Origin of the sequence: Paraglaciecola polaris LMG 21857, from assembly GCF_000315055.1 — a bacterium.
GTDB lineage: Bacteria > Pseudomonadota > Gammaproteobacteria > Enterobacterales > Alteromonadaceae > Paraglaciecola > Paraglaciecola polaris.
This window is the reverse complement of record NZ_BAER01000047.1, coordinates 81,222-92,534: the sequence shown is the minus strand read 5'-3', so window position 1 is coordinate 92,534 and position 11,313 is coordinate 81,222. Positions and strand designations below refer to the sequence as shown.

General features: G+C 45.0%; 11 protein-coding genes. 3 read left to right on the top strand and 8 right to left on the bottom strand.

Features of this window, described 5'->3' with window-relative positions; all coding sequences use genetic code 11:
- The first annotated feature begins 29 nt into the window (after nt 1–29).
- From GPLA_RS10680 to GPLA_RS22950, 3 genes are all read left to right on the top strand, one after another.
- On the top strand, nt 30–1,256 hold the full coding sequence (locus GPLA_RS10680; protein WP_007104929.1) for an alkyl/aryl-sulfatase: 1,227 nt from the start codon (nt 30–32) through the stop codon (nt 1,254–1,256).
- A gap of 3 nt (nt 1,257–1,259) precedes the next feature.
- On the top strand, nt 1,260–2,948 hold the full coding sequence (locus tag GPLA_RS10675) for an arylsulfatase (protein ID WP_007104928.1): 1,689 nt from the start codon (nt 1,260–1,262) through the stop codon (nt 2,946–2,948).
- Nucleotides 2,949–3,097: 149 nt separating this feature from the next.
- On the top strand, nt 3,098–4,126 hold the full coding sequence (locus tag GPLA_RS22950; RefSeq protein ID WP_007104927.1) for an MBL fold metallo-hydrolase: 1,029 nt from the start codon (nt 3,098–3,100) through the stop codon (nt 4,124–4,126).
- Nucleotides 4,127–4,418: 292 nt separating this feature from the next.
- On the opposite strand, the gene GPLA_RS10665 is transcribed toward GPLA_RS22950, so the two are convergent.
- The 8 genes from GPLA_RS10665 to trpCF all read right to left on the bottom strand — a co-directional run bounded on the left by GPLA_RS10665 (nt 4,419) and on the right by trpCF (nt 11,310).
- A complete protein-coding gene (locus GPLA_RS10665) occupies nt 4,419–5,750 on the bottom strand; it encodes an ATP-binding protein (RefSeq protein WP_007104926.1) in 1,332 nt (443 codons plus the stop codon).
- 3 nt (nt 5,751–5,753) lie between these two features.
- The gene (locus tag GPLA_RS10660; protein ID WP_007104925.1) at nt 5,754–6,434 is read right to left on the bottom strand and encodes a response regulator transcription factor; all 681 of its coding nucleotides are present in this window, start codon (nt 6,432–6,434) and stop codon (nt 5,754–5,756) included.
- The gene (locus tag GPLA_RS10655) at nt 6,434–6,709 is read right to left on the bottom strand and encodes a PepSY domain-containing protein (RefSeq protein WP_040514404.1); all 276 of its coding nucleotides are present in this window, start codon (nt 6,707–6,709) and stop codon (nt 6,434–6,436) included. The genes GPLA_RS10660 and GPLA_RS10655 overlap by 1 nt, the downstream gene beginning before the upstream one ends.
- Before the next feature lie 265 nt (nt 6,710–6,974).
- Nucleotides 6,975–7,388 carry an alternative ribosome rescue aminoacyl-tRNA hydrolase ArfB gene (gene arfB / locus GPLA_RS10650; protein WP_007104923.1) on the bottom strand — a complete coding sequence of 138 codons (414 nt, stop codon included), beginning with the start codon at nt 7,386–7,388 and terminating at the stop codon, nt 6,975–6,977.
- A 162-nt stretch (nt 7,389–7,550) separates the two neighbouring features.
- The gene (locus tag GPLA_RS10645; RefSeq protein WP_007104922.1) at nt 7,551–7,850 is read right to left on the bottom strand and encodes a YciI family protein; all 300 of its coding nucleotides are present in this window, start codon (nt 7,848–7,850) and stop codon (nt 7,551–7,553) included.
- An 11-nt stretch (nt 7,851–7,861) separates the two neighbouring features.
- Entirely contained in the window at nt 7,862–8,680 is an 819-nt protein-coding gene (gene trpA / locus GPLA_RS10640) for a tryptophan synthase subunit alpha (RefSeq protein WP_007104921.1), read from the bottom strand.
- Nucleotides 8,673–9,860: a tryptophan synthase subunit beta gene (gene trpB, locus GPLA_RS10635; protein ID WP_007104920.1), complete on the bottom strand. Its 1,188-nt coding sequence runs from the start codon at nt 9,858–9,860 to the stop codon at nt 8,673–8,675. Before trpB ends, trpA begins: the two co-directional genes overlap by 8 nt.
- Nucleotides 9,861–9,915: 55 nt before the next feature.
- Entirely contained in the window at nt 9,916–11,310 is a 1,395-nt protein-coding gene (gene trpCF / locus GPLA_RS10630; RefSeq protein ID WP_007104919.1) for a bifunctional indole-3-glycerol-phosphate synthase TrpC/phosphoribosylanthranilate isomerase TrpF, read from the bottom strand.
- Nucleotides 11,311–11,313 lie beyond the last annotated feature (3 nt).

Sequence of the window (11,313 nt, the reverse complement as noted above, 5' to 3'; positions counted from 1 at the left end):
CTTCAAATTCAGTAAGGGACACCCTCAGTATGGCAATCAAGGTTAAACATTTTTTATTCTTGCTACCCATTTGCTTCAATATCAGTGTGCTCACAAGTCAAGCGAGTGCCGCAGAATCTGAAGCCACTCGATTGTTAAATAGTCGCACCGCAGAATTTGATAAAAACATTATCAAGGTGTCAGAAAACGTTTATACCGCCGTTGGTTACGGTGTTTCACCGGTGAGCATGATCATAGGTAAAACAGGTATTGTGATTGTTGATACCGGTATTAGCGTGGAAAGTGGACAGCAAATACGAGAAGATTTTCGTCGTATTGTTGATAAGCCAGTGGCGGCTGTAATCTATACCCATGGGCATGGTGACCACACACTAGGTGCCTCGGCATTTATCGATTCTCCTGATGCACAAGTCTGGGCTCGTGAAGGCTTTGGCAGTGAGCAAAATGCATTAGGAGAAGCCGGTATACAAATTCAGAAGCGCCGGGGCGCTATGCAAGCTGGATTTCAACTTTCAAAAGAGCAACGTGTAAATAACGGCGTGGCGAAAGCTTATTGGCCGGACCGCAAGGCGGACGTCTTTTCTGCCGGGGATAACTTCTACAAATCTTGGCCTAACTTATATGCAATTCGTGGTACTCAGTATCGAGACGTACGAAAGTGGGCAAATGTCTTAGATCAAATTTTACAAGAACACCCTGTTGCTGTAGTTGGAGGTCACACCCGCCCGATTATTGGTGAAGATAAAGTGAATGAAACCCTTACAAACTTCAGAGATGCCATCCGTTTTCTATTTAACAAAACCGTAGAGGGTATCAATAAGGGGTTGACGCCAAACCAGCTGGTAGATTACGTCACGCTACCCGAAAAATACCAAAATTTAGATTACCTTCGCCCTTATTACGGTAATCCTGAATGGGCCGTTCGAGCGATATTTGATGGCTATTTAGGATGGTTCGATGGAAATGCCACAAATTTGTTCCCCCTAAGTGATAACGACAAAGCCGAGCGTTTTGCTAAGGTTGCAGGCGGGGTAGACGGGTTACAGACGTTAATTAATCAAGCAATAGAAGACGCCGACTTTCAATGGGCTGCCGAGCTTTGTGACTATGTACTTGTGCTGGAGCCAAACAATAAACAGGCTATGGAAAATAAAGCTGATGTATTAACGGCTCTCTCTGACAACATACTTACCGCGACGGCGAGAAATTATTATTTAAGCAGCGCGTTAGCACTGCGTAAATTAGCGAGAAAATAAACCATGAGAGCATTAATTATTGTGCTGCTGGCAGCATCTATTCTTTCTTGCATGGCTAAAGACGAGGCAACGCCCGTTCAAAAAAATAGCAATGGATCGTTGCAATCTCCCCCTAATATTTTGCTCATTGTGGCAGACGATCTCGGTTATTCGGATTTAGGTGCATATGGGAGCGAAATTGATACACCTTCTATTGATAGCCTGGCCAGTAACGGCGCTCTATTCAGCAACTTTTATGCTCATGCTAATTGTTCACCGAGTCGAACGATGTTATTTACTGGTATTGACAGTCACCTTGCAGGGTTAGGCGCAATGCATGGTTACGAAGGGGACAATCAAAGAGGAATACCGGGTTATGAGGGGCACCTAAATCAGCAAACCGTTTCATTTGCTAAGTTACTGCAAAATTCAGGCTATCAAACTTATATGACAGGCAAGTGGCACCTAGGTGATACACCTGGCTCCTCCCCTAAAGCGCAAGGTTTTGACCGCTATTTTGCGCAAATGAAAGGGAGTCCACCAAGTGGGCATTTTAACGTAAACGGTGGACGAAAAGGCGCAACGAGAGCCTATTTAGAAGACGGGGTTGATCGCACAGGTATGCCAGTTCCCGATGATTTTTTCTCAAGTAACTTTTACACCTCGAAATTGATTGAGTATATCGATGCTGGACAGCAGAATGCTTCGCCTTTTTTTGCTTACTTAGCATTCTCTGCACCGCATATTCCGGTACAAGCGCCAGAGTCGCATATTGACCTGTACAAAGGGCGGTACGATAAGGGGTATGATGTGCTCCGCCAACGTCGATTTAATAAGATGCAAGAGCTTGGTTTGATTGATAAAAACGTGAGTCTTAGCGCGCGTGCTCCGGATGTTGAGCCGTGGGAAAACTTAACGATTGAGGATCAAGGTATTCAAAGTCGACGCATGGAGATTTACGCTGGGGCAATCGATAACTTGGACGACAACGTAGGTCGGTTGCTTGACTACTTACGCGCATCTAACCAACTGGATAACACCTTAATACTGTTTATGTCCGATAACGGTGCTGCGGGCTTTACTGGCTGGCAGAGTAAAGTGCTCGTTCAACGTTACAATAACGCTGACAATAGCCTTGAGAATTTAGGGCGGGACGGCTCAATGATGTTTTACGGACCAGGTTGGGCTTCAGCAAGCAGTACACCTTTCTATCTGTTTAAACGTCACATGTCAGAAGGAGGCATTCGGGTCCCTTTTATTATTAGCGGTCCAGGTGTAGAGCATCACGCCACGGTTAGTCGCGAAATGTTAACGATCAGAGATGTTGCGCCAACTCTGCTTGACGTGGCTGGCGTGCGTTATCCAGCCGCTGAGTTCGAAGGGCGAAAGGTATTACCTCAAACTGGATTATCCTTCGTGAGAAAATTGCAGTACCCCGAAGATCATACCCATATTCATCAAACGACTGAGGTTTTCGGATGGGAGCTGTTCAAGCGCCGTGCAGTGCGCAAGGGCGATTGGAAGGCGGTTTTGCAAGAGACACCATTCGGAACGGGTAATTGGCAGTTGTATGATCTGAGTGTCGATCCTGGAGAAACTCACGACTTGGCTCAACAAGAAAAAGAAAAGCTGAATGAAATGAAAGTCGCTTGGAAATCGTATGCTGAAAATAACAATGTGATCATCAGTAATGCGCCGCTTCGATGGCCTTAATTTGTAAAGTGGAGGGTTAGCCCCGGTTTGACAACTAACTTTCAGGCGCTACAAACTCCATACACGGGTTCACAATGAGTTTGTATCAAGCGTGAAATAGTGGATCGACAAAATTTATCATTTGGCCCTGTTTTTAGAAGGAAATACCCATGTTTAACGTGCCCATAGTGGGACCAATTATTTTAAAGTCTGTAAGCGGCTTGTTTTTATTGGTCAATGTTTGCACCTTTGCGCTAGCAAATCAGGACAATATTGCCGCGAGTCATGCTGCTGAGTCGAGCGACCATATCGTTGTAACAGTTTTAGGCTCAGGTACGCCGGACCCAAGCCCTACACAATTTGGCGCTGCAATCTTGGTGCAAGCTGGTGGCAAAAATATGATGTTTGATTGTGGTCGAGGCTGTACGACACGTCTGGCGCAACTAGACAAAAAGTTGATCAATAAAGTCGATCATTTGTTTGTCACTCATCTTCATTCAGACCACTTAATGGGAATTGATGATCTTTGGCTAAATGGTTGGACACAAGGCAGAAAAGTGCCACTTCAAACATGGGGACCTGAAGGCACTAACGATATGATGGAAGGCTTACGTAGCGCATTCAAGCGAGACATTAGCTATCGTCGAAACGATAAAGTCCCAGCCCCTAGTGCGGCCCTTGATAATGCTTTTACCGATTTGCCTTTCAAAGGTGGAGTCGCACTTGATAAAGATGGCGTAAAAGTCACCGCTTTTTTAGTAGATCACGCGACTATCGTCCCTGCATATGGCTATAAGATTGAATATAAAGGGCACTCAGTGGTTATTTCTGGTGATACAACGACAACAGCGTCTCTTTATCAGCAAGGAAAAGATGTGGATGTATTGATGCTTGAAGTGATGTCACCTTCGACCGTTGATTATTTAAAGTCGATATTTAGCCCTAAACAGATCAAAACTGTCCTTGGTTACCATATGACGGCGGACCAGACGGCAGATATATTAAAAGAAACCAATCCAAGTTTAGGGGTGTTCTATCATACTAATAACAGTGAAGAAGCCACAAAATCGCTTCTCAAAACGACGCATAGTATTTATAAAGGCGACTTAGCCGTAAGCTATGATCTATTTCAGATAGTCATTGGTGATGACATTAAAACCTTTAATGCCATTGATAAGCGCAAAGCAGGTGCAAATTGAGATTAGTGCGTTAATTGTTTATTGATATCAAGGGGATAGAAGGCTAGTGCCGTCTATCCCAACCATTCTTTTACCCTAAATGAGAATGAAAGAAGTGTTTATATTTTATGCGCAACAAACGGAGGTGGGGGGACCCAGCAGCATTGAGTGTCTATATACCGAATACAGACACCTAATATGCGTGAAAATAATGTCCAATCAATATTAACGAGAAAGCCGTGTTTAGGTTGATTTGCATATTTATATTAGGTCATTGTACGTTTTTAACATTCCAAGGAATTAAATTATGCGCTCAATCTGGCCGCTTGATTGAGAAGCGTAGGCTAATTCTGGCGCCGCCTAATTCACTGTCTTCAACAATCAGTGTGCCTTGGTAAGCATCGACTAAATCAGCTACCACTGCCATACCAATGCCTTGTCCTTCTTGATAACTGTCAAGGCGAATACCTCGGGTGAGAAGTAACTGACGTTTCTCTTTAGGGATACCAGGGCCATCATCTTCAATGTCTATTTGTACAAAATTTTGCTGAGTTTGCACACTGGCCCGCACATTATCTTTAGCGGCTTTGCAGGCGTTGTCTAATACGTTGCCCAGTAGCTCCATCAAGTCGGTGCTGTCTCCGTAAAAATAGCCTTTATTTTCGTTAGTTTGCAGCTCTATCTGTAACTGCTTTTGTGCATGGACTTTATGCATAGCATTAATCAGTTTTGTCAGTACGGGCGTGATTTCCACCGCTTGTTCCCAAGCAGTGGCAGTGCCAGCAACCGCACGTTTAAGCTGACGCTGAATTTGCACATCAATTTGATTGATTGGTTCTTTGGCATCTTCCGGTAGGGCGCTGTTACCAGAAAGTACCGCCAAAGGTGTTTTTAAACTATGGGCGAGATCGCTCAAACTATTTTTATAACGACTACGCTGCTGCTGCTCTGCCGCTAACAGGTGATTAATGCTGCGCTTGAGCTTTTCAAGTTCAGGAGGGTACGTTTGGCTAATATGTTGAATATGTCCGCTTTCAGCTTGTTTGATTTGCTTGATCAAGCGGTTTATTGGCCACAAGGCGGCATTTAAGCTCACAATCATTAGCGCCAGTAACACCAATGCAATTAAGCTTAACCAGCGCCATAAGGTATTAATAAAGCCTTGTTCTTCTGTGTTGTAAGCGCTTTTGTCTTGCAGAATATAAAAGCTTACCGGAACAAATTTTCCGCCTGAGTCAAACTCGGCTGTATAGGCAAATAAGAAATATGGCTCCAGCAGCAGATAGTTTTCATCAAAGCGCTCTTTGCCTATTTGGGGTGGGGTAAATTCTGGCATCACGTGCCAGTTCAATGATGATAATGAGCGCCACACTAAGCGATCATTTATTTTGATAAACGCATACAAACCTGAGCCGGGTATATTTAACTGATCATTAAACAGTTGCTCTGGCATTGAGGGCTGATCTTCCGACATTTCAAATTCGGATATGAGCGTCAGGTTCTGTACCCGCAGTTGCTGCAACATAGATTGGCTTAAGCTGCTCGTGAATGCGCTCTCAAGAGTCAGCGCAGCGAGTGGAATAAACACCACCAACACGAGCAGCGCAGCGGCAAAGCTGCGCAGGCGTAAGGATAAGTTACGCACCAGTTAGACTTGGAATTCTCGGCTAATGCGATAGCCACGACCACGCATGGTTTCAATGGGATTGATGGTACCCTCAGGGTCGAGCTTTTTGCGCAGTCGCCCAACAAATACTTCAATGACGTTACTGTCTAGATCAAAATCTTGATCGTAAATGTGTTCCGTTAATTCCGTTTTCGACACGACTTTTTTAGGGTTGAGCAGCAGGTATTCGAGCACTTTATATTCATAGGCCGTTAGCTCAATATCAAGGCCATTCACGCTGACCTGCTCACTCAAGGTATTAAGGCTCACGGGACCCAGTTCTATGGTGGGATTTGCTTGGCCAGCAGAGCGTCGGATAAGGGCTTTTACTCGGGCTAATAACTCTTCGCTCTGGAAGGGTTTGGTAAGGTAATCGTCTGCACCTGCATCTAAACCCTCGACCTTTTCTTGCCAGCGATCCCGAGCAGTAAGAATCAATATGGGACAGGTAACGTTGTTTTTACGCGCTTTTTGTATCACTTCAAAACCATCCATTACCGGCAAACCAATATCGATAATGGCTAAATCGTAGGGGTGTTCACTGAGCAAGAATAGCGCTTTTGCACCGTCATCGGCTAAGTCAACGCTGTAACCATTGGTTTGTAAAAGTGTGTCCAACTGAGTTAATAAACGGCTGTCGTCCTCGACAATTAAAATACGCATTAGTCGTCCTTTTTACCACTTTTTAGTACTCTTCCAGAGCGTTTGTCTACGTCAACATTGACGACTCGTCCTGATTTTTGCAGTACCTTTACGCGATATTTGTTTTTACTTTGATCAACTTTCAACACACGACCTTGGACCTGCTGCTGAGCTTTTTGCGCAGCTTGGCTCTTATCAATTTTAGCATTGTCATCTTGGGCATAAACAAGCCCAAACAAGCCCATCGACAAGCTGATAAGTAGCACAAAGAATGTATTTTTGGCGATATGTTTCAACGGTTGACCCCATTCACAAACGGTTACGAATTAGTTTAGCGCAATCGATCCCTGGGTGGAAATAATTCCAAGTCGGGATATATGCATCAGTGACAATGTTTGCGTCGATGATTAGTTTACTCGGGCTTAACTGAATTTTTGCTGAACTGTACTTTCACCGCTAAACAAAATCTGTACTTAAGTTCAGTATACGTCTTTGTTAAGTATTCAATATTGTATGGGCACCGTAAATTTGCATGAAATAAGATAATTTAGCGCAAGAAGATTAAAAGTCGACTTTCTTTCTAAGTTGTTTTCTTTGTCCAGACTTCTTTTTAGTATCGATTCTTCTGAGCTGGGAGCCTTTGGTGGGTTTGGTCGCTTTACGGGGTTTTTGTACCACGGATGCTTCACATACTATGGCTGCCAAACGTTCTAGTGCATCTTGGCGATTCATTTCTTGGGTGCGATGTGCCTGCGCTTTAAGTACTAATACGCCATCTTGGGTGATGCGATTATCGTTACTCTTTAGTAATTGTTCTTTATAAAATTCAGGTAAAGAAGACGCTTTAATATCAAAGCGCAGATGGATCGCACTGGATACTTTATTGACGTTTTGACCGCCAGCACCTTGGGCGCGAATAGCAGTGAGTTCAACCTCGTGATCTTGAAGCGAAATATAGCTCTTAATAAAAATCATTTAGTTGTCCTTTGGCTGTTGTTCTCATTTTTTGGGTTTCTTCGAGCTCGCACGTTGAGCGTTAACGCGAGCAAACTGTAATAAGTTCGCCCGTGTTAACATCAATGGCTGCTCATTGTTTATTTAGCCGTTTCGACGACGCTTATTTAGCCGTTCCGACGATCATGGCAACACTTTAATATAGGGTTTAACCGTTACCTGTTGATATACGCCCCCATCGATGTACGGATCGGTATCGGCCCAAGCTTGCGCATCTACTAAGCTGGGGAAGTCAGCAATAACCACTGAGCCAGTAAAGCCCGCTTCACCTGGATCTGCGCTATCTATCGCTGGGCAAGGTCCAGCTACTAATAAGCGGCCTTCATCATTGAGCTGCTGTAGGCGAGCTAAGTGCGCACTGCGCGCTTTTTTACGCAAAGGTAAGCTGTTTTCGACATCTTGTGAATAGACGACATACCACATGTTTTCGTTCCTTATTTTTTAGTCGCTTGTTTCATTACGCTAACAAACTCGCGCAATTTAGTGAGCATCACTTTTGGCTGTGATAGGTTCTGGGCAATGATATTCACCGTAGCTGAGCCAGAAATCGCGCCGGCAGCGCCAGCAGAAATCGCCTCTTTGACCTGCTCGGGCTTAGAAATACCAAAGCCAAGTAGTGGCGGCGCCACTTTATACTGGGTTAGCTTTGCGATTAACTCACTGGCAGGAATAGTCGCCGCAGTTTCAGCACCTGTTACACCCGCTCGACCAAGCAAGTAGGTGTAGCCTTGGGATTTTTTACCAATTTCAGCTAATGTTTCGTCGCTGGCATTGGGCGGGGCAATCAATATTTGCTTAATGCCTGTTTGATTGGCCGCATCGATAAAGCGGTCTGCTTCGCGCAGGGGCACATCAGCAATTAAAATTGAGTCGACGCCTACGTTAGCAGCATCAGTGTAGAATTTATCTAGACCAGGTTTGATAACGAGGTTGCTGTACAGCAATAAGCCGATTGGCGTGTCAGGGTAAATGTCACGAAACTGGCGTATCACTTCCAAACAATCACTTGGATGAATATGATGGCTCAGCGCACGTATACTGGCTTGCTGAATAGTTGGGCCATCTGCAATTGGATCAGAATAAGGAATACCTAGCTCAAGAGCATCAGCTCCACCTTCCGCTAATGCTTTTAATATATCTAACGACGTTTTTATATCTGGGTCGCCTAGCATCACGAATGGAACGAATGCCCCTTCATTTTTTGCATCCAAGCGCGTGAACATTTCAGCATAACGATCCTGTTGATTACTCATTGGTTTGGCCTCCCAAAATACTGTGTACGTGGGCTAAATCTTTGTCGCCACGACCGGATAAATTCACCACGATTATGCTGCCGTCTTCTGCTTCATCGGCCATATTTAGGGCGTGGGCGAGTGCGTGTGATGACTCAAGCGCCGGAATTATGCCTTCTTTGCGGGATAATAACTGAAACGCATAAAGCGCTTCATCGTCGGTCACCGCAGCATAAGTTGCGCGGCCAATATCATGTAAATGGGCGTGCTGTGGGCCAACGGCTGGGTAATCAAGACCTGCTGAAACTGAATATGACTCTTCAATCTGACCGTCTTCGTCTTGCATAATGTAACTATAAGCACCATGCAATATACCCTTGGTGCCTTTGCCTATGGCGGCACCGTGTTCTGTGGTATGCAAGCCTTTACCTGCAGGTTCAACACCAATTAACTTTACGCTAGGTTCGTCAATAAAATCAGCAAACATACCGATAGCGTTAGAGCCGCCGCCTACACAGGCAACCACTGCATCAGGTAAGCGCCCTTCTTTGGCCATGATTTGCGCTCGGGTCTCTTCGCCAATCATACGATGAAATTCACGTACTATGGTGGGGAATGGGTGTGGGCCTGCGGCTGTTCCTAATAAATAATGGGCTTTGTCATAGGTTGCTGACCAATCGCGCATCGCCTCATTCACGGCATCTTTTAGGGTGCCAGAACCTGCACTTACCGGGATAACTTCTGCACCCATTAGGCGCATTCTGAACACATTCGGTTCTTGACGCTCAACGTCTTTGGCTCCCATGTATATACGTGCTTTTAAGCCCAGTAGGGCACAAGCTAATGCGGTGGCAACGCCGTGTTGGCCAGCGCCTGTTTCAGCGATCACTTCGGTTTTACCCATGCGCTTGGTTAATAACGCTTGGCCAAGCACTTGATTGGTCTTGTGGGCACCGCCGTGCAATAAATCTTCACGTTTTAAGTACAATTTCACTGTCGGATTAGAGACTAAATTACGGGTGAGGGTCATCGCCGTAGGGCGTCCCGCGTAATCGGTCAATAATTCCATGAATTCTTTTTGAAACTCAGGATCGTTCTGGGCATCGATAAATGCTTGCTCTAATTGGTCGAGCGCAGGGATCAGTAATTCAGGCACGTACATGCCGCCATACTGTCCGAATTTACTTTCTAAATGATTCATAATGGTTTCTCGTTTTTAACACGTTAAAATTTGGGCTACTGGGTTCGCTTAGGCATTAATACGCACGCAATTTCTCAAATGCGAGTTGCAGTTTTTCCTGTGACTTCACGCCAGGAGCGTCTTCAACGCCTGAGTTTAAGTCAATGCCACCGAGCCCCAAGCTGGCAGCGTGCTGCACGTTATCTGGGTTAATACCACCAGCCAAAATAATTTTGCAGCGCAGTTGCGGGCTTAATGACGAGCGAGCGAACAATTGCCAATCAAACGCTTGGCCGGTTCCACCACTTTGCTCGCCCACTTTGCAGTCCAGCACAAACCGATCAACGTTTTTTTCGTCAAGGGCAGGGAGGGTATCAGTGATCCCCTTGGCTAACCAAATTTGGCTGCTATCTGTCAGTGCGACACGTAATTCGTCAACATAGCTTTGAGACTCGTTACCATGCAGTTGTACAGCGGTTAAGTGCAAAACATTCGCGTATTCGGCAACCATTGATATAGGGGCATCGACGAATACGCCAACATAGTTAAAAGGCACGTCTTTAACTATGTCTTCTGCTTGTTGTAGCGTCAGGTAGCGTTTTGATTTTTCGGCAAATATTAACCCCGCGTAACTCGCACCGCTGGCTGCAATGTTAGTGGCATCTTGAGCCCGGGTGGTACCGCAGACTTTGACAGTTCCATATACCAGTTGCTTAATCGCTTGTGTTACATCATCTTGTGACATAAGAGCACTGCCAACTAAAAAACCATCTACGATAGGGGAGAGTCGACGTACATCTTGATGGGTATAAATTCCTGACTCAGAAATGATTACATGTTGGTGAGTGGCGGCATTGAGCAAAGGTACCAGTTGCTCTGTGGTAGCTAAGTCGGTCGTTAAATCGCGTAAGTTACGGTTATTAATGCCAATTATATTGGCCTGAAGAGCAACTGCGCGATGTGCTTCTTCTTCATTGCTCACTTCTGTGAGTACATCAAGGCTTAACGTTTTTGCTACGGCCGCCAGTTCGCGGTATTCCTCGTCAGTTAACACAGATAACATCAATAAAATGGCATCTGCATTGTGGTGACGAGCGAGGTAAACTTGATAGGGCTCAACAAAAAAATCTTTGTTTATCACCGGCTGGGTAACACGTTCACGAACATATTCTAGGTATTCGAATTTCCCCTGAAAATACTTTTCGTCGGTCAATACTGAAATGCATGCTGCGTAGGGTAAATAAGCGGCAATGATTTCGTCTAAATTAAAATCTTGTCTAATTAAACCCTTAGAAGGTGAAGCTTTTTTGCATTCTAATATATAACCAGCATTTGGCTGACGCAGGGCCTCATAGAAGCTGCGAGTCGACGGTGTTAAGTCATCGATGAACTGTGTCAGTGGTAAGTCAAGCTTACGCTGGGCAATTTCTTGGCGTTTATCTGCGACGATTTTCTCTAATACATTTGCCATTAC

Excerpts from the sequence above, each read along its gene's own strand:
- GPLA_RS10680 (WP_007104929.1), top strand. The coding sequence starts at position 30 with ATGGCAATCAAGGTTAAACATTTTTTATTCTTGCTACCCATTTGCTTC.
- GPLA_RS10675 (WP_007104928.1), top strand. The coding sequence starts at position 1,260 with ATGAGAGCATTAATTATTGTGCTGCTGGCAGCATCTATTCTTTCTTGC.
- GPLA_RS22950 (WP_007104927.1), top strand. The coding sequence starts at position 3,098 with ATGTTTAACGTGCCCATAGTGGGACCAATTATTTTAAAGTCTGTAAGC.
- GPLA_RS10660 (WP_007104925.1), bottom strand. The coding sequence starts at position 6,434 with ATGCGTATTTTAATTGTCGAGGACGACAGCCGTTTATTAACTCAGTTG.
- arfB (WP_007104923.1), bottom strand. The coding sequence starts at position 7,388 with ATGATTTTTATTAAGAGCTATATTTCGCTTCAAGATCACGAGGTTGAA.
- GPLA_RS10645 (WP_007104922.1), bottom strand. The coding sequence starts at position 7,850 with ATGTGGTATGTCGTCTATTCACAAGATGTCGAAAACAGCTTACCTTTG.
- trpA (WP_007104921.1), bottom strand. The coding sequence starts at position 8,680 with ATGAGTAATCAACAGGATCGTTATGCTGAAATGTTCACGCGCTTGGAT.
- trpB (WP_007104920.1), bottom strand. The coding sequence starts at position 9,860 with ATGAATCATTTAGAAAGTAAATTCGGACAGTATGGCGGCATGTACGTG.
- trpCF (WP_007104919.1), bottom strand. The coding sequence starts at position 11,310 with ATGGCAAATGTATTAGAGAAAATCGTCGCAGATAAACGCCAAGAAATT.